Source organism: Sphingosinicella xenopeptidilytica (assembly GCF_042676985.1).
GTDB lineage: Bacteria > Pseudomonadota > Alphaproteobacteria > Sphingomonadales > Sphingomonadaceae > Sphingosinicella > Sphingosinicella xenopeptidilytica.
Genome location: NZ_JBHTIK010000008.1, coordinates 40355 through 58636 on the forward strand (window position 1 = coordinate 40355; position 18282 = coordinate 58636).

The 18282-nt window shown below is 64.6% G+C and carries 17 protein-coding genes; 10 read left to right on the top strand and 7 right to left on the bottom strand.

Going from position 1 to position 18282, the window contains the following annotated elements; all coding sequences use genetic code 11:
* Positions 1–57: 57 nt before the first annotated feature.
* Positions 58–219 carry a YezD family protein gene (locus ACFQ00_RS12835; RefSeq protein ID WP_374595468.1) on the bottom strand — a complete coding sequence of 54 codons (162 nt, stop codon included), beginning with the start codon at positions 217–219 and terminating at the stop codon, positions 58–60.
* Between the two features lie 29 nt (positions 220–248).
* Positions 249–857 carry an RBBP9/YdeN family alpha/beta hydrolase gene (locus ACFQ00_RS12840; protein ID WP_381491409.1) on the bottom strand — a complete coding sequence of 203 codons (609 nt, stop codon included), beginning with the start codon at positions 855–857 and terminating at the stop codon, positions 249–251.
* Positions 858–1063: 206 nt separating this feature from the next.
* On the opposite strand from ACFQ00_RS12840, the gene ACFQ00_RS12845 reads away from it, so the two are divergent.
* Complete coding sequence (locus ACFQ00_RS12845) at positions 1064–1534, top strand: Lrp/AsnC family transcriptional regulator (RefSeq protein ID WP_381491412.1); 471 nt, start codon at positions 1064–1066, stop codon at positions 1532–1534.
* Positions 1535–1543: 9 nt separating this feature from the next.
* Here ACFQ00_RS12845 and ACFQ00_RS12850 read toward each other — a convergent pair whose 3' ends face one another.
* Positions 1544–2197: a TetR/AcrR family transcriptional regulator gene (locus ACFQ00_RS12850; RefSeq protein WP_381491415.1), complete on the bottom strand. Its 654-nt coding sequence runs from the start codon at positions 2195–2197 to the stop codon at positions 1544–1546.
* A 315-nt stretch (positions 2198–2512) separates the two neighbouring features.
* On the opposite strand from ACFQ00_RS12850, the gene ACFQ00_RS12855 reads away from it, so the two are divergent.
* From ACFQ00_RS12855 to ACFQ00_RS12895, 9 genes are all read left to right on the top strand, one after another.
* Positions 2513–3922 carry an aldehyde dehydrogenase family protein gene (locus ACFQ00_RS12855; RefSeq protein WP_381491418.1) on the top strand — a complete coding sequence of 470 codons (1410 nt, stop codon included), beginning with the start codon at positions 2513–2515 and terminating at the stop codon, positions 3920–3922.
* Positions 3919–5214 (top strand): phenylacetate--CoA ligase PaaK, encoded by a 1296-nt coding sequence (gene paaK / locus ACFQ00_RS12860; protein ID WP_381491421.1) that lies wholly within the window; start codon positions 3919–3921, stop codon positions 5212–5214. Before ACFQ00_RS12855 ends, paaK begins: the two co-directional genes overlap by 4 nt.
* Before the next feature lie 44 nt (positions 5215–5258).
* Entirely contained in the window at positions 5259–7628 is a 2370-nt protein-coding gene (locus ACFQ00_RS12865) for a TonB-dependent receptor (protein WP_381491424.1), read from the top strand.
* 81 nt (positions 7629–7709) lie between these two features.
* Positions 7710–9380, top strand: coding sequence for an amidohydrolase (locus ACFQ00_RS12870; protein WP_381491427.1), 1671 nt, complete (start codon positions 7710–7712; stop codon positions 9378–9380).
* A gap of 26 nt (positions 9381–9406) precedes the next feature.
* The gene (locus ACFQ00_RS12875; protein ID WP_381491429.1) at positions 9407–11128 is read left to right on the top strand and encodes an amidohydrolase; all 1722 of its coding nucleotides are present in this window, start codon (positions 9407–9409) and stop codon (positions 11126–11128) included.
* Entirely contained in the window at positions 11125–12651 is a 1527-nt protein-coding gene (locus ACFQ00_RS12880) for an HD domain-containing protein (RefSeq protein ID WP_381491432.1), read from the top strand. Before ACFQ00_RS12875 ends, ACFQ00_RS12880 begins: the two co-directional genes overlap by 4 nt.
* 23 nt (positions 12652–12674) lie before the next feature.
* Positions 12675–14378, top strand: coding sequence for an amidohydrolase (locus ACFQ00_RS12885; RefSeq protein ID WP_381491435.1), 1704 nt, complete (start codon positions 12675–12677; stop codon positions 14376–14378).
* An 11-nt stretch (positions 14379–14389) separates the two neighbouring features.
* Positions 14390–15496 carry a class II histone deacetylase gene (locus tag ACFQ00_RS12890; RefSeq protein WP_381491438.1) on the top strand — a complete coding sequence of 369 codons (1107 nt, stop codon included), beginning with the start codon at positions 14390–14392 and terminating at the stop codon, positions 15494–15496.
* Positions 15493–16173: a hypothetical protein gene (locus ACFQ00_RS12895; RefSeq protein WP_381491441.1), complete on the top strand. Its 681-nt coding sequence runs from the start codon at positions 15493–15495 to the stop codon at positions 16171–16173. The genes ACFQ00_RS12890 and ACFQ00_RS12895 overlap by 4 nt, the downstream gene beginning before the upstream one ends.
* Here the strand turns inward: ACFQ00_RS12895 and ACFQ00_RS12900 are convergent.
* The 4 genes from ACFQ00_RS12900 to ACFQ00_RS12915 are packed head-to-tail and all read right to left on the bottom strand — an operon-like array spanning position 16146 to position 18281.
* On the bottom strand, positions 16146–16598 hold the full coding sequence (locus ACFQ00_RS12900; protein ID WP_381491444.1) for a c-type cytochrome: 453 nt from the start codon (positions 16596–16598) through the stop codon (positions 16146–16148). The genes ACFQ00_RS12895 and ACFQ00_RS12900 overlap by 28 nt on opposite strands.
* A gap of 2 nt (positions 16599–16600) precedes the next feature.
* Positions 16601–17110, bottom strand: a complete 510-nt coding sequence (locus ACFQ00_RS12905) for a methylamine dehydrogenase light chain (RefSeq protein WP_381491447.1) — start codon at positions 17108–17110, stop codon at positions 16601–16603.
* Positions 17107–17733: a methylamine dehydrogenase accessory protein MauD gene (mauD, locus tag ACFQ00_RS12910; protein WP_381491450.1), complete on the bottom strand. Its 627-nt coding sequence runs from the start codon at positions 17731–17733 to the stop codon at positions 17107–17109. The genes ACFQ00_RS12905 and mauD overlap by 4 nt, the downstream gene beginning before the upstream one ends.
* Positions 17730–18281 carry a MauE/DoxX family redox-associated membrane protein gene (locus ACFQ00_RS12915; protein ID WP_381491453.1) on the bottom strand — a complete coding sequence of 184 codons (552 nt, stop codon included), beginning with the start codon at positions 18279–18281 and terminating at the stop codon, positions 17730–17732. Before ACFQ00_RS12915 ends, mauD begins: the two co-directional genes overlap by 4 nt.
* Between the last annotated feature and the right edge of the window lies 1 nt (position 18282).

Consider the following 18282-nt stretch of genomic DNA (forward strand, 5'->3'; position numbering starts at 1 on the left):
AGATCGCGACGCCTCCGGTGGTCCGGTCGGTGCCAGATTGGTTTTTTGTGAATAGGTTCAGGCCGGGAAGCGGCGCTTCTCGGTGATGTCGAGCTGGACGATCCGCGCATCGTGAACGGTGAGCGTGATCGTGCCGTAGCGAAGACGCCCGAGCGCCTCGCGGATGGTTTGCAGAGCCTCCTCCGTCGACGTGACGGGCTGCGGCGTGGCTTCGGTCATGTGGATGTCCCCCGGATGATGACGATGTGTCAGAGCGCAGCGCAGTGTTGGCGCGACTCGACATGCGGGCGTTCGCGGTCCTTTGCCGCGAAGATGAGGCGATCGAGCAGGCGCGCGCCGAACGGCCAGTCGCCGATGCCGGAATCGGCGTTGATGTGACCGCAGTCGCCCGCGTCGACCAGAAAGCTGCCCCAGCTGCGGGCAAGGAAGCTCGCCCACGAGAACTCGGCATAGGGATCGCTGCGGCTGGCGACGACGATCGACGGGAAGGGCAGGAATACGTTCGGCAGACCGCGGAAGGTATCGAAGCGGCCGCCCTCTTCGCGCTCGCAATCTGGGGGCGCGACGAGGAGAGCGCCGGCGATGGGCTTTCCGTAGCTCTGGCCGTGCTCGGCGACCCACCATGCGGCGGCGAGGCAGCCGAGGCTGTGGGCGACGAGGATGATGGGGGCGGAGGCGGCGTTGATCGCTTCGTCGAGGCGGACGACCCATCCGGTGCGTCCCGGTCGGTCCCAGTTGCCGAGCTCGGCGCGCACGGCATCGGGGCGGGCCTGTTCCCACAGCGTCTGCCAGTGCCGGGGGCCTGAATTGCCATAGCCCGGCACGAACAGCACGCGGGGTGTCGCGATGTCGCTCATCGTATATCTCCACTCAATGAGTAGAGAATATATACAAGTCAAAGAGTAGACAATGCAAAAAAGAAAACGTTTCACCTCTCATAGAAAACGGTTCAACGCCGACGTGGTTGGGGTGTTCGCATCGCGGAGCCGCAAAGGAAGGGCTTGCGCTGGGCTTTGTGCGGGTTAGAGATTTTTGGAATGAAAATCTTGAGCGGCCTAAACCGATGAAACTTGATTCCAAAGACCGGGCAATCCTTGAAATCCTGCAGCGTGACGCCACGCTCTCGATCCAGGAGATCGGGGACCGGGTCGCGCTGTCGGCGAATCCGTGCTGGCGCCGTATCCGGCAGATGGAGGAGGCCGGAATCATCGAGCGCCGCATCGCGGTGGTGAACGCGCCCGCGCTGGGGCTTGCGATGACGGTGTTCGTCTCGATCCGCATTTCGGCGCACGACAAGGCTTGGCTCGAACGGTTTGCCGCGGCGATCCGCGCGATCCCCGAAATCGTGGAATGCCACCGGATGAGCGGCGATGTCGACTATCTGCTGAAGATGCTGGTCCGCGATATCCAGCACTACGACCGGGTCTACCAGCGGCTGATCAGCGAGGTGCCGGGGCTGTCGGACGTCAGCTCCACCTTCTCCATGGAGCAGATGAAGGCGACACCCGTTCCGGTGAGCGCCGTGCCTGTCTAGGGCGCTGCTCTAGGCCGCTGCTTCCGTCTCGCCGGCGCGCGCGAGACGGGTGGGCAGGTAGGCGCGCAGGTACGAGATCATCGCGAGCTTCGCCTCGGCAAGCGCTTCGTCGGTGACGTGATCGCGATCGGCGACCGAGAGCGAGAAGAACACGTCGGAAATCAGCAGCGCCTTGAAGAACAGCTCGCGTGAATCGGCGAGGCCGGGGAGGACGAACTGGCGGCGCACGGCCGTCCAGAGCGCGGTGCCGAACCGAAAATCCTCTTTGCAACCGGCATTCTTGATTTCGGGCGGCGTGTGGGGCCCGAGCATCAGCTGGCGCGCTGCGCGGTTGCTGTTGAAGGCTTTCTGGTGATGCACAAGCGACAGTTCGATGAGCGTTTCCCACTCATCGACCTCGGGAAGCATCAGGTCTTCCGCGGCCTGTACAACGGCAATCGTGCGCACGAGCTCTTTCCAGAGATCGCCGATCTCGGGGAAGAAATGATAGGCCGATGAGGCAGGAATGCCCGCGACTTCCGCGACCGCGATCATGCCGATCTGATCGATGTTCTGCGTGTCGAGCATGGCGCGCGCCGCTTCGAGGAGCTCTGCGCGTCGGGCCCGGCCGCGCGCCTGTGTCGCCTTTCGCGCGGGCGGCCTGCTTTTCACATTGGTGATCATTTGCCCCGTTTCCATCGTTTTCGGGCTGTTGACAACCCCCCTGTTTTCATCAATAGTCGAAGAAATTCGATTTAAGCACAAATGAGGGACGGGGATGGGTGCAAAGCGGGCAGGGCGCGCATAACATCGTATTTTTCCTGAATAATTAAACGGGATGCGCGCGGCGGGAGGCGGTTTCAATCTGCACCGCATTAGACAAATGAAAAATTAACTCGAAGATATACGGGTTAATGTTCGAGTTCCTGAACGGGTCCACTACAAGGAGCCGATCGTGGACGCGCGCATCCCGTATCCAAATGGGCCGGGAACGTTTGAATGCCTCAGAACTATAATTTCGTGATCGAAGGCCGGTCTGTTGAGGCTGGCCGCCATTTTGATGTGATCAACCCTGCGGATGGGGCGGTGTTTGCGCGGTGTCCCGCGGCGACGGAGGCCGATCTGGATGCGGCGGTCGCGGCGGCGCGACGCGCGTTCCCGGGATGGGCGGCGACGCCGGACGCGGAACGCAGGGCGGCTGTGAACGCGATGGCAGACATCATCGAGGCGAACGCGGCGGAGCTTGCCGAGCTGGTGACGCGGGAGCAGGGCAAGCCGCTCGGCGGCATGGGCTCGCAGTGGGAGGTCGGCGGCGCGGCGGCATGGACGCGCTACACCGCGAGCCTCGACCTGCCCGTGGAGACGATCCAGGACGACGCGGCCGGCAAGGTGACGCTGCACCGCAAGCCGATCGGCGTGGTCGGTTCGATCACGCCGTGGAACTTCCCGGTGATGATCGCGATCTGGCACATCATGCCGGCGATCCGCGCGGGCAACACCGTGGTGCTGAAGCCTTCGCCCTATACGCCGATCGCGACGCTGCGACTCGCCGAGCTGCTGCAGGCGGCGCTGCCGCCGGGCGTGCTCAATGCGGTGGCGGGCGAGGACGAGATCGGCCGCGCGATGTCCGTGCATCCGGGGATCGACAAGATCGTGTTCACGGGATCGACGCGCACCGGCAAGCGCGTGATGGCGAGCGCGGCGGACACGCTGAAGCGGCTGACGCTGGAGCTTGGCGGCAACGATGCGGCGATCGTGCTGCCCGACGCCGATCTCGATGCGCTGACCGAGAAACTGTTCTGGGGCGCATTCATCAACAACGGCCAGACCTGCGCGGCGATCAAGCGGCTCTACGTGCATGATTCGATCTACGACGAGGTGTGCAAGCGGCTCGTCGCTTATGCGGCGAACGTGAAGGTCGGTGACGGGCGCAATGCGGACAGCATTCTCGGCACGGTGCAGAACCGGATGCAGTTCGACCGCGTGCGCACGCTGGTGGATGCGGCGATCGCGGACGGTGCGCAGGCGCTGTGCGGCGGCGCGCCGATGGAAGGCGAAGGTCTGTTCTACCCGGTGACGATCCTTGCCGGGGCGAAAGAGGGCATGGCCATCGTCGACGAAGAGCAGTTCGGCCCGGCGCTGCCGGTGATCCGCTACAGCGATATCGAAGATGCGCTGGCACGCGCGAACGACAACCCGAGCGGCCTCGGCGGTTCGGTGTGGTCGGGCGACATCGACAAGGCGGCAGCGCTTGCGGGCCGTCTCGAATGCGGCAGTGCGTGGGTGAACAATCACAGCGCCATCCGCCCCGACGCGCCCTTCGGCGGCGTCAAGCAATCGGGCATCGGTGTCGAGTTCGGAACCCTCGGCCTTGCCGAGTTCACGACCGTGCAGGTTATCCATCAGTGAGCGGAATCGGCCTTGATCCGATTGAGACGGCGAGCCGTGACGAGCTTTCAGCGTTGCAGTTGGAGCGTTTGCGGGCGAGCCTTGCCCATGCGTATGCGGGGAACCCTGCGTACCGTGCGAAGTTCGACGCGGCGGGGGTTCATCCTGACGATCTGAAGTCGCTGAGTGACCTTTCGAAGTTCCCGTTCACGACGAAGGCGGATTTGCGCGATGCGTATCCGTTCGGCTTCTTCGCGGTGCCGCAGGAGAAGCTGTCGCGTATCCATGCCTCGTCGGGAACGACGGGGAAGGCGACGGTCGTCGGCTACACGAAGGCCGACATCGCGACATGGTCGAGCCTCGTCGCGCGCTCGATCCATGCGGCGGGCGGGCGCCCGGGGATGAAGGTGCACGTCGCCTACGGCTACGGCCTCTTCACCGGCGGTCTTGGCGCGCACTACGGCGCGGAGGCCTTGGGCTGCACGGTGATCCCGATGTCGGGCGGGCAGACCGAAAAGCAGGTGCAGCTCATCACCGACTTTGCCCCCGAGATCATCATGGTGACGCCGAGCTACATGCTGGCGATCCTCGACGAGTTCCGGCGGCAGGGCATTGATCCTGCGACGAGCTCGCTGAAGACGGGCATCTTCGGCGCCGAGCCGTGGACCGAAGCGATGCGTGCGGAGATCGAGCGGTCCTTCGCGATCGATGCGGTGGACATCTACGGCCTCTCCGAGGTGATGGGCCCGGGCGTGGCGCAGGAGTGCGTGGAGACCAAGGACGGCCTCACCATCTGGGAGGATCATTTCTATCCCGAGGTGATCGACCCCGAGACGGGCGACGTGCTCCCGGACGGTGAAGAGGGCGAGCTTGTGTTCACCTCGCTCACCAAGGAGGCGATGCCGATCGTGCGCTACCGCACGCGCGACCTGACGCGGCTTCTGCCCGGCACGGCACGCAGTATGCGGCGGATGGCGAAGATCACGGGCCGCAGCGACGACATGATGATCATCCGGGGCGTGAACGTGTTCCCGAGCCAGATCGAGGAGCACATCCTGTCGGTGCCTGCGCTTGCGCCGCACTTCCTCGTAGAGCTGACCCGCCCGGATCGGATGGACATGGTACGGCTTTCGGTCGAGGCGCGCGAGGACACCGACGCCTCCAGCCACGCCGAACACGCCTACACGCTCGCACACCGCATCAAGACCATGGTGGGGATCTCCGTGAAGATCGACATCCAACCCGCAGGATCGCTCCCACGATCACAAGGCAAAGCATCGAGAGTCATCGACAAGAGAACACTGAGTTCCTGAGCAAAGCGTAATTCGTCATCCAGCAAAACACTCAGAAGGGGGTAATGATGAAAAGAGAAACTATCCGCACTCTGGCGAAATCATCCGTCGCGATCGCGGCGCTGATGCTGCCCGCCGCTGCGTTCGCGCAGAGCGGCGAACAGGCCGCGACCGACAATACCGAGGTCCTCGGCGGTTTCGAAGACATCGTCGTCACCGCGACGCGTCAGTCGCAGGCGATCAGCAAGGTGCCGCTCAGCGTCAGCGCCTTCACGCAGGAAACGCTCGACAGCCGCGGCGTGCGTGAATTCGCCGACGTGATCCGGCAGACGCCGGGCGTCGTTTTCGAAGCGACCAACACGACGACGAACATCTCGATCCGCGGCATCAATTCGACCGCGGGCGCGGCAACGACCGGCGTCTATATCGACGATACGCCGATCCAGATCCGTTCGCTCGGCTACAGCGGCGGCAACGCCTATCCGGTGATCTTCGATCTCGAACGCGTCGAGGTTCTGCGCGGCCCGCAGGGCACGCTGTTCGGTGCGGGTTCGCAGGGCGGCACGATCCGCTTCATCTCGCCGCAGCCGAGCCTGACGCGGACGTCCGGATACGTGCGTGCGGAAGCTGCGCTCACCGAAAACGGCGGCCCCAGCTATGAAGCGGGTGTCGCCTATGGCGTGCCGCTCGTGGAGGACAAGCTCGGCGTTCGCGTGAGCGGCTATTACCGCCGCGACGGCGGCTTCATCGACCGCGTCCGCTTCGAAGACAAGGGCGTGGTCGACGACGACGCGAACTACCAGAATTCCTATGTCGGCCGCGTCGCCTTCACCTGGTCGCCGGTGCCGGAACTCCGCATCACGCCGTCGATCACGTATCAGAAGATCTACACCAACGACAGCCCGGAGACGTGGGACAATGTCCGCGCCGATTTCACAGTGCCGGACGCGCAGTTCTCCGATTATGACAAGGGCGTGTTCCTGAACGGCAACCGCGTGCAGGAATCGGGCCGCGACCGCTTCTACCTGCCGACGCTGAACGTGCAGTATTCGTTCGGCGGTGTCGATCTTACCGCGATCGGTTCGTATTTCGATCGCAAGCAGACGTTCCGTTCGGACTATACGACGTTCGACCAGAGCCTGTTCACGGGCATCACGCTGCCGATCTTCCCGGACCAGGAAGGCTTCAGCGATTTCGTGAATACGCAGAAGATCACAACGGGTGAAATTCGCTTGCAGTCCGCGAACACGGATTCGCCCTTCACCTGGGTGGTCGGCGGCTTCTACCAGAAGGCGAAGCAGACCTCGATCCAGCAGGTGGAAGACCGCTTCCTGTTCGAATACGCGCCGTTCCTGATCCCGTTCTTCCCGCCGCTCGTCGACGGGCGCCTTATCTACGATCAGGCGACGAGTTCGAAGGACACGCAGGTCGCGGCGTTCGGTCAGGTGAACTTCAAGCCGATGGATCAGCTGACGCTGACCGTGGGCCTGCGTTACGGCCAGACCAAGTTCAACATCAATTCGTTCGCGCAGGGGCCTGTTGTGGGGCCGCCGGTGACCGACATCGGCACGCAGAAGGAAAAGCCGTTCACGCCCAAGTTCGGTGTCGAATTCCAGGTCGATCCGGCGAACCTGATCTACGCGTCGGCATCGAAGGGCTTCCGCCCCGGCGGTTACAACCCGCAGGTCGGTACGCCGTGCCAGGCGAGCGATCTCGATCCGCTCGGCTATCCGGATGGACGCCCCGAGACGTACAAGTCGGACTCGGTGTGGAGCTATGAAGCGGGCGTGAAGAGCCGTACGCTCGGCGGGCGTCTCAGCGTGCAGGGTAGCGTCTACCAGATCGACTGGAAGAACATCCAGCAGGTCGTCGGCCTCGGCGGTTGCGGCTTCCAGTTCACGGCGAACCTCGGTTCGGCGCGCAGCCGCGGCTTCGATCTGCAGCTCGACTACCGCGTGACCGACGACTTCACGCTGCAGGCAGAGGTCGGCTACACCAACGCCAAGTTCCTCGACACGTTCTTCGGCGGCCCGCTCGCCACCGTGCCGCTGGTGACGGAAGGCAACCATGTCGTCTCGCCGCCGTGGACGGTTTCGGTGCACGCGCAGCACGAGTTCTCGCTGCGTGAGGAAGACGATGCGTATGTCCGCGCCGACTTCGATTACCGGGCGCACCAGACGAGCCTGACGCCGGGCCTCGATCCGCGGAACGGCGGTGTCGATCCGACGCTCAGCAACGCTCCGGCGATCCGGGCGCTCTCGCTGCGCGCGGGCTACCGCCTGAACGGCATCGATCTGTCGATGTTCGCGAACAACGTACTCGATCAGGCGGTGTGGTCCAGCCGCCGGGCGCGCGACAACAACAATGCGACGATCTATCGTTCGAACATCGTGCGTCCGCGCACGTTCGGCGTGACCGCCGCGTACCGGTTCTAGGGCAACGAAGGGCCGCAGTTGCAAGTGCAGCTGCGGCCCATACGGTTGGGGAGAGCGATGGTTTCGATTCAGAAGCGGCGCGTGGCGATTTTGATTGCGGCCTGCCTTGCATCGCCGGCATTCGCCGCATCGCCCACGACGATCTACTACAACGGACAGGTTTATACGCCGGGCGGATGGCAGACGGCGTTTGCCGTGCGCGACGGCCGCATCGTCGCCGTGGGCAACGATGCGGACATCCGCAAAACGCCGGGTGCGCACGCCGTCGATCTCGGCAAGCGCACGGTACTGCCCGGCCTGTTCGACATGCACGTGCACCCGACGCTCGACGCCCGGGGCTACACCGGCAGTTGCAAGCTCCCGCAGGAAGCCGGTGCGAAACAGATTCAGGAGAGCATCGCCGCCTGCGTCAAAACGAAAGCGCCCGGCGAATGGCTGACGGGCGGCCAATGGCAGGCGTCCAGCATCACCGATGAGCCGATGAATACGCAGACGCTCGATGCCGTGTCTCCGAACAATCCGGTCACGCTCGTCGATATCAGCGGACATTCGATCTGGGCGAATTCGAAAGCGCTCGCTGTCGCGGGCATCACGAAGGACACGCCCAATCCCGAGGGCGGCATCATCGAGCGCGATGCGGGCGGAAACCCCACCGGTCTTCTCCGCGAGTCGGCGAGCGAATTGGTGACGCGTCACATACCGCCGCAACCGGTCGAGGAAACGAAGCGCCTGCTCGGGAAAAGTCTCGACCTTCTACTGTCCTACGGGATCACCGGTTTCGTCGAGGCTGTCGCCATGCGCGAGGATCTGGCGATCTATGCCGATCTCGCCGACAAGGGCGCGCTCAAGCAGCATGTTCAGGCGTGCATTGCGACGAGCATGGCCGGGCACGGGAATTCCGAACTTGACGCGACCATCGCCGACATCCCGAAATACACGCGCGAGCGCTTCAAGCCGACGTGCGTGAAGGTGTTCGCGGACGGCGTGCCGACCGATAGCCACACGGGCGCGATGCTGCAAGCGTATCAGGCGGGACAGCCCAATGCGCCCGCGAAGGGCCTGCTGCTGTTCGATCCCGAAACGCTGAACCCGCAGATGGCGAAATGGGACAAGCTCGGCCTTACGGTGCTGTTCCATGCCGCCGGAGACTGGGCGGTGCGCGCCTCGCTCGATGCCGTCGCCTTTGCGCGACAGCAGAACGGCAACACGGGCCCGATGCATCAGGTCGGGCATCTTACCTTCGTCGATCCGGCGGACCTGCCGCGCGCGAAGGCTCTGAACGCCGCGTTCGAATACTCGCCCTATCTGTGGGACCCGCAGCCGATCAGCGACGACATCACCAAGGCTGTCGGCGAGCCACGCATCTCGCGTGTGTGGCCGATCAAGGACGGTTTCGATGCAGGCGCGCTCGTGATCGCGGGGTCCGACTGGATCGTGGTGCCCGCGCCCGACCCCTGGCTCGGCATCGAGACGGCGATGACGCGGCAGAACCCGGGCGGCAGCACGCGGACGTTCGGCGCCGGGCAGGCGATCACGCTCGATCAGGCGATCCGTATGTTCACGATCAATGCGGCGACGCGCCTCGGCCTCGACAAGGAACTCGGCACGATCGAGGCGGGCAAGCGCGCCGATTTCATCGTGATCGACAAGAACCCGTTCCGCATCCCGGCAACTGACATCCATACGATCAAGGTGCAGAAAACCTACATCGACGGTGAAGTCGTGTTCGATCGCGGCACGTCTGGGGAATAAACGGCATTCGTGGAAGGGAGTGGGGCATGGCTTCAACGTCGGTAAGGGCCAAGCGCAACGCGCGGATAATCTTGCTCGCGGCGGGTGCGGCCGTGCTTGCCTCGGCCGCCTACGCGGCCTCGCCGGCAACGATTTACCGGAACGCGCAGGTCTACACGCCTTCAGGGTGGAAGAATGCCTTCGCGGTGAAGGACGGGCGCATCGTCGCGGTCGGGAATGACGAGGATGTGCGCAAGGCCGCGAAAGGCGCGCGCGAGGTCGATCTCGGCAGCCGCACCGTGCTTCCCGGCCTCTACGACATGCACGTGCATCCCGTGCTGCAGGCGAAGGGCGGCGAAGGGCGCTGCAGCATTTCGCCCGACCTTCCCGCCGCCGAACTCCTCGCCGGGGTCGGCGCCTGTGCGAAGGCCGCTGCCAAGGACGAATGGGTGGCTGGCGGCCAGTGGCAGGCCTCCGTGCTTGCCGGCACGCCCATCACCGCCGCGACGCTCGACACGGTATCACCTGATAATCCCGTGATGCTGTTCGACGTGAGCGGCCACAGCCTGTGGGTGAATTCGAAGGCGCTGGCGATTGCGGGCATCACGAAGGACACGCCCAATCCGGAAGGCGGCATCATCGAGCGCGACGCGGCGGGACTGCCGACGGGCGTGCTGCGCGAGACGGCGCGCAATCTCGTGCTGCGCCACCTTCCGCCGCAGCCTGCCGAAAGGACGCAGGCGGAGCTGAAGAAGAACTTCGATTACCTGCTGTCGTTCGGGATCACCGGTTATGTCGAGGCGATGGCGTTTCGCGATGATCTCGAAACCTATGCCGCGCTCGCCGACAAGGGCGAGCTGAAGCAGCACGTGCAAGCGTGCATCGCCTACAGCCACGCCGGGCATCCGAACCCCGATCTCGATGCGACGATCGCCGCGATTCCATCGTACACGCGCGAACGCTTCAAGCCGACGTGCATCAAGGTTTTCGCGGATGGCGTGCCGACGGAGAGCCATACCGGTGCGATGCTGGAAGATTACGAGGCTGGGCAGCCCAATGCCCCCGCGCGCGGGCTGTTGTTGTTCGATCCCGCGAAGCTGCATCCGCTGATGGCGAAATGGGACAAGCTCGGCCTCAACGTGCTGTTCCACGCGGCGGGCGACGCCGCCGTGCGCGCGTCGTTTGACGCTATTGCGTATGCTCGGCAGCAGAACGGCAGCGGCGGCCCGATCCATCAGGTCGGGCACTCGACATTCGTCGATCCCGCCGATCTGCCGCGCCCGAAGGCGCTGAACAGCGCGATCGAATATTCGCCCTATCTGTGGGATCCGCAGCCGATCAACGACGACATCACCACGGCGGTCGGTGCGCGGCGCATCGAACGCGTCTGGCCGATCAAGGATGGATTCGCGGCGGGTGCGCTGGTGATTGCGGGATCGGACTGGGCGGTGATACCCGCGCCCGACCCGTGGATCGGCATCGAGACGGCGGTCACGCGGCAGAAGCCGGGCGGCAGCGTGCGGACGTTTGGCGCCGGACAGGCGATCACACTGGAACAGGCGATCCGCATGTTCACGATCAACGCCGCAACGCGCCTCGGGCTGGAGAAGGACCTCGGCACGATCGAGGCCGGCAAGCGCGCCGACTTCATCGTGATCGACAAGAACCCGTTCCGAGTTCCCGCAACGGACATTCACACGATCAAGGTGCAGAAAACCTACATTGACGGCGAGGTCGTGTTCGACCGCGCCAAGGCAGGCGCACGATGAAGGCGGCATTCGCTTTCGCGCTGCTCGTCGCGGTCGCGGCGTCGCCTGCCCATGCCGAGCGCGTGGAAACGGTTTCGGTCTACAAGGGTGATTTCGCCACGGTGAATTCGTTCGTGTTCTCGAACGGAAAATCGCTCGTGGTGATGGATGTGCAGCGCAAGGCGAACGAGGCGCGCAAGCTCGCCGCGATGATCAAGGCGATGAAGCTGCCGCTGACGCATATCCTCATCAGCCATGGGCACACCGATCATTTTACCGGCATGGCGGTGTTCCGCGAGGAATTCCCGGACGCGAAGATCGTCGTCGCCAACGAGGACATCAAGGCGGACATCAAGCGCTACGCGATCTACATGGACACGGGCGGCGAAACCGGCGCGGAACCGCCGCTCGATCCGGCGCTGAAGCCGAAGACGCCGGAGCATCCCGGCGGCTTCGATTATGAGCGCAATATCGAGGTGCTGAACGCGCCGAAACTGGAGATGGTCGGCGGCGGCAGCCTCGAACTTTCCACCGACTACATGCGCGCCGAAACGCCCTATATCACCACGGTCTACAGCCCCGATCTCAACGCGCTGTTCCTTTCCGATTTCGGCTACAACGGCGTCCATTTCTGGATGGGCGACGATATCAGCCGCGAGGATCTGAAGAACTGGCGGGCCGAACTTGTAGCGCTGAAGGCGCGCTACGCGAAGCAGAAGCCCAAAATCTATCCCGGTCACGGCGATCCCACTGACATGCGTATCTTCGATCCGTCGGTGCGCTATATCGACGATTTCCTCGCCGTGACCGCAGCCTCCAAATCGCCGGAAGACGCGATGGGGAAGATGATCGCGCTCTACCCGGGTTACAAACAGGCCGACTTCTTCCTGAAATACAGTGCCATGGAGCACATGCCGGGGCGCGCATCGAGCGTGGGCCACCGGGCGGACGCGGCATGGCGCGCGAAGGTCCGTGAACTTGCCGCGAAGGAATTCCGCAATCCCGCGTGGGGCTATTCGCACAGCGTGCGGGATTATGTTCTGGCGCAGCAGCTTGCGCGCGCGGACGGTGTTCGGCTGGACGACGACGTGATGTTCGCCGCTGCCTATCTTCACGATATGGCCGCGTTTCCGAAATGGGAAGAGCAGGGCACAGATCACGCCGACCGCGCTGCTGCGATCGTCGATACAGTCCTGAAGGGCAGCGGCTTTCCGGAGCGCAAGCTTGACGCGGTGCGCGAGGCGATCCGCACGCACATGTACGATCGCGAGCCGAAGACGCCGGAAGCGCTTTATCTGCACGATGCGGATGCGCTTGATTGGCTCGGCGCCGTGGGCGTCGCGCGCGTGATGGCGCTCGTCGATCCGCAGGGCGGCAAGCCCGCAGGGCCGGACATGGCGAAGTTTCTGGAAGCCAATCTCGCGAATGTGCCGGCGCGTGTACTCACGCCCGCGGGCAAGGCGATGCTGCCGGCGCGCAAGGCGGAGCTCGAAGCCTTCCTTCGCGATCTGCGCGCGCAGACGGAAGATTTCTCGACACTTTAATGAGCAAGCAGGGGAGACAGGGGATGCTGAAAACGATTGCGGGGAGCGTGCTGGCCCTTTCGGTGATCGGCAGTGCGGCGGCGGAGGAAGCGCCGGCGGATACGATCCTGCTGAACGGCGAAGTGCGGACACCGGCGGGCTGGGTGCAGGCGCTTGCGATCCGCAATGGCGTGATCGTCGCGGTGGGCGATGCAAAAGCCACGGACGCATTTCGCGGGCCCAATTCGGTCGTCGTCGACCTGAAGGGCGCGGCGGTTCTCCCCGGCCTCCACGACATGCACGTGCACAGTCATTTCGCGGGGCTCGAGCAGTTTTCGTGCAGCTTCGGCTATGGCGCGAAGCCTGCCGCCATTGCCGCGCGCGTGAAGGAATGTGCGAAAGCCGCGAAGCCCGGCGATTGGATCACCGGTGGCAACTGGGTGGGCGCGGTGTTCAAGAAGGGCGAGCAGACGCGCGCTTTCCTCGACAAGGTTGCGCCCAACAATCCCGTGGTACTTTCGGACGAATCGCATCACAGCATCTGGGCGAATTCGAAGGCGCTCGAACTCGCGGGCGTGACGCGCGACACGAAGGATCCGGAAGGCGGCATCATCGATCGCGACGCGAAGGGCAATCCCACGGGTGTGTTCCGCGAATTGGCGACGGACCTCATCGAGAAGATCATGCCCCCGCCCACCGAGGAAATGAACCGCAAGGCGCTGATGCTTTCGACGGCGCAGATGCTTTCTTACGGGATCACCTCCTATACCGAGGCGACGGTCCGCGACAGCAACATGAAGACGCTGTCCGATCTTTCGGGCGAAGGTCTCCTGAAGCAGCGCGTGCGCGGATGCATCGTGTGGGCGCCGGGCGATGCCATGGGTGAGCGCCTGATCGAAACGCGAGCCATGTATGCAAAGCCGCGCTTCAAGACGGACTGCGTGAAGCTGTTCATGGACGGCGTGCCGCTGGAAAGCCATACCGCTGCAATGCTCGAACCCTACAAGGGCGTTTCGAACACCGATCCCACCAACAAGGGCATATTGCTGATCCCGCAGCCGACGCTCGACGCGGCCGTGGCGAAGTTCGATCGCATGGGGCTGCACGTGAAATTCCACGCTGTCGGCGACGGCGCGGTGCGTTCGGCGATCTCGGCTGCCGAATATGCGCGCAAGGTGAACGGCTGGGCCGGATCGGCGCACGATGTCGGCCACACGACCTTCGCCGATCTCACCGACATTCCGCGCGTGCGCGACCTGCACCTGACGTGGGAATTTTCGCCCTACATATGGTATCCGACGCCGATCACCGACATCGATATGCGTCGCGCCGTGGGCGACGAGCTGATGAAGCGCGTGATTCCGATCAAGGACGCGCTCGACAGCGGCGCGAATGTCGTCGCGGGGTCGGACTGGTCGGTGGTGCCGTCGGTCAATCCGTGGCTCGCGATCGAGACGATGGTGACGCGGCAGGCGCCGGGCGGCGGCGGCACGATGATCGCGCCGGACGAGCGCGTGTCTCTCGACGATGCGTTCCGCATCTTCACGGAGAATTCGGCGTCGCTGATGGGCACGCGCGATATCGTCGGCGCGATCGAGCCCGGGATGCGCGCGGACATCATCGTTACCGAAAAGAACCCGTGGAAGGTGCCGGTCACCGAAGTTCACGCGACCAAGGTGCGGATGACCTTCATCGACGGCGAGAAAGTGTATGATGCGGCGAATCCGCCCAAGCTGACCGCGAACTGAGAGGAAAAGCCATGCCGCGCACCGGGTTCTACACCGACGAACGCACCTTCTGGCACGCGACCGGAATGCAGGCGCTGTTCCTGCCGGTCGGTGACTGGGTGCAGCCGCCGGGCGGAACGGCGGGCGCGGATACGCCCGATTCCAAGCGCCGTCTGCTCAACCTCGCGAACGTTTCGGGGCTGACACGCAAGCTGGTGATGGCGGAGTCGACACCGGCCACGGTGGAGGACGTCTGCCGTGTGCACCCCCGCGACTACATCGATCGCTTCAAGGCGACGAGTGACGCGGGCGGCGGAGATATCGGGCACCTCGCGCCGTTCAGCAAGGGCGGCTTCGAGATTGCGATGATCTCGTGCGGGCTCGCCATCTCGGCGGTCGACGACGTGCTCTCCGGCAAGGTGGATAATGCCTATGCGCTCTGCCGTCCGGCGGGACATCACTGCCTTGCCGACATGTCGATGGGGTTCTGCCTGCTCGCGAACATTCCGATCGCGATCGAGGCGGCGAAGGCGCGGCACGGCATCTCGCGCGTCGCGGTGGTGGACTGGGACGTGCACCACGGCAACGGCACGCAGTCGATCTTCTACGACCGCGACGACGTGCTGACGATCTCGGTGCATCAGGACCGCTGCTTCCCGCCGGGATACAGCGGCGCAGAGGATCGCGGCGAGGGCAAGGGGCTCGGCTACAACCTCAATATCCCGCTTCCCGCCGGCGGCGGTCACGACATCTACGTGCACGCGTTCGAGGCGCTGGTGCTTCCGGCGCTCGAGAAATTCCAGCCGGAGCTCATCATCGTCGCGTGCGGGCTCGACGCGAACAGCGTCGATCCGCTGGCGCGGATGCTGCTGCACAGCGAAAGCTACCGCACGCTGACGCAGACGATGATGGACGCCGCGAACCGCCTGTGCGGCGGGCGCCTCGTCGTCGTTCATGAGGGCGGTTATGCGGAGGCCTATGTGCCGTTCTGCGGCCACGCGGTGCTGGAGACGCTGAGCGGCGAGCGGACGGCGGTGGTCGATCCGGTGCTCGAGATGGCGCTCGGCTGGCAGCCGGGGCCGGAGGCCACGGAATTCCACAGGCAATGGGTTGAACGGCTGGTCGCGAACCTCGCATGACCCCGCTCCGCCTCGCCGCCGCCGCGCTGCTGCTGTCGCTGCCCTCCGCCGCGCTTTGCAGCGAGTGGCTGATGATGGTGAAGTCGCAGAACACCGATCCGGCGCGCGAGGCGGAATTCGAGCACTGGTATAACGAGATCGATATTCCGGACGTGCTCGTGGTGCCTGGATACGAACGCGCGCGGCGCGGGCACGCCGTGGGTGGCGAGCAGCGGCCGTACGTTGCGCTGTACACGATCGCGTCGTCCGACATGGACAAGACGATCATAGCGATGCTGATGGCGAGCTGGCGCATGGACCAACTGGGGCGCGGCACCGACCTCATCAAAGTGACCGAGCGCATCTATTACAAGCGCGACGGGAAAGGTGCACGGAGCGAGAGCGCGGGAAAGCCGACGCATCTCTACCTGCACCGTTCTAAGGGCATAACCGAGAAGGACCTGAAGGCGCTGGTGAACGCTGGGCTCGCGGTCAGTGCGACGCCGTACCGGGTCTACAACGTGCTGATGCATGAGCCGGTCGCGGTGCCGGATCAGCTCGTCGTGTTCGAGCTTTCAGCAGCGTCGGAAGCAGAGGCGAAAGCGGCGGTGCAGCGGATCGAGGCGCGGACCGGCGCCAGCGGATGCGGCGCCGATTGTGCGGCGCTCTATCAGTTGACGCTCGACGTTTCCGGCTGATCGAACTTCGCGACGAGCGCCGCGCGCGTTCCGGTGACATCGACGAGGCGCTGCGACCGATACGTTGCGACTTCCTCCGGCGTGTAGGGTTTGAATCCGTCCGCCGCGATGCCGCCCATCTTGGGGAGCAGCCAGTTGAGCAGGGCGGCGAGATCGGCATCGCTGAGCTTCGAATTCGCCGAACCTGGAACCTGCACGAGGAATTCGCGGCCGCCCTCCACCTTCAGGAAACGGTGAAGCTCGGCCTTCATCGACGGCACGCTGCCCTTCTGGCCGCTGCCGTCGGGCAGGTGACAGCCCTGACACTCGGTCATGTAGTTGATGTGTGCCGAGCGGCCGTTGCGTGTGAGATTGGGCGCAATGCCGCCAGCGTGCGCCGCTACGGCGGCGGCGCACAGCAGGACAGGAAAAACAACCAGGCGCATCCCTAGTCGGCAGCGCCGAGTACGACCGCGGTCGAGCAGTTGTAGACGACGCCGACTTCGGTGCCGAGGCACCAGTTGATGTCGTTCGAACCGGCGGGCTGGTGGACGGGCGTGTCGCCTTCGTTGCGGTTGCACATGCAGCGACCGCACGCGGATTTGCCGCAGCAGTCGTTGTAGGAGATCACGTAGTCCTTGTTGTCCACGGGATTGCGGCAGGTGCCGACCCACGTGATCGGCGAGGGCTCGGTGCCCGGCGGGCATGACGAGGTGCTGCCGCCGCAGCAGGAGCATAGGAAGCCGTCGATCGCGCAGTAGCGCCAGTAGTCGCACGACTGCGGGTCACCGCTTTCGCCCGGCTGCTGCGCCGCGTTCGCGCGCGAGACGGGAAGCAGCGGCATCGATGCGGCGGTAATGCCGAAGGCACTGGCGCGACCGAAGAAGCTGCGGCGTGACATGCCGCGCGCGGCCGTGCGGCTCAGCCGCTCCATGATCCTGTCGAGCCTGTTGGTCATTGGGCAGCTCCTGTGGTTGCGGCGCTCGCCTCGCGGCGCGCCATGTAGTCCTGGATCGAGGCGATGCCCGTCCGTTCGGCTTCGAACAGACTTTCGACATGCTCGCGATTGTTGACGAGACCCTTCGAGGCGACGCGGCCGTCCGCACCGAGCAGCACCGCGTAGGGCAGTTTGCCAACGCCGTGCGCGCGCCCGAGATCGGTGGAGAGCACGAAGGGATGATCGCCGAGCTTCTGCTGCACGATCATCTTCATCTGCGCAGCTTCATCGCCGTCGCTGGCGAAAACGAGGCGCGTGGTGGCGACATTCTCCTTCGCCACCGACAGCAGCACCGGTAGCATCGATTTGCACACCGGGCAGGTGGGCGAGAGGAAGAACACGAGCGTCGAGCGGCTGTCGGCCGCGATGCCGCCGATGCGTACCGCGTCGCCGGTGAGGCTGGGCAGCTCGAACATGGGCGCCGTCTCCCCAACCTTCGCGCCGCCCGAGAGCGTCAGCGCGCCGACCGGGCCGAGCCGTTCGTGGAGCAGGCCGACCTGCCGCAGGAGGCCGACCATCATCAACGCGAGTCCGGCGATCGCCACCCATTGCAGCGCGAACGCCGCCAGAAAAACCTCGTTCATCTCACCACCGCCTTTCCGCGCAGGCCACTTGCGCTGAACTGTCCGAACCCGAGATAGAGCAGCGCGAACACCGCGATCGCGCCAATGCCCGAAATCCAATCGATCGCGCCGAGCGGGCGGGCGCTGAGGGGAAGCGCGAACACGGCGAACGCGAATGTCGCGAGCGCGACGTTGCGCAGCACCAGCTCCCAGCCGAGCGTTGCCTGCGCCGCGCCGAAGCCCAGGCAGCCGCAATCGATGTGATCGCGGCCGCGCGCAATGTTGATGCCCATCGCGGCGGCATAGGCGAGGAGCAGCGCGGCGATGCCGAGCATCGCGATCTGGCTGCCGAGAGGAACAGCGATGATCGCTGCTGCGCCGAGGGCGAGTTCGGCGAGGACGATCATCGCACCCGCCGGGCGGACAAGCGCCGCCGGCAGAAGCCGATAGTTGCCGAGCGTCCCAACAAAGCCCGCGAAGTCCCTGAGCTTGCCGCCGCCCGATAGCAGGAACAGGCTGCCGAGCAGCACGTTCGCCACCAGAACAGGGAGGATGTCTATACCCGTCACT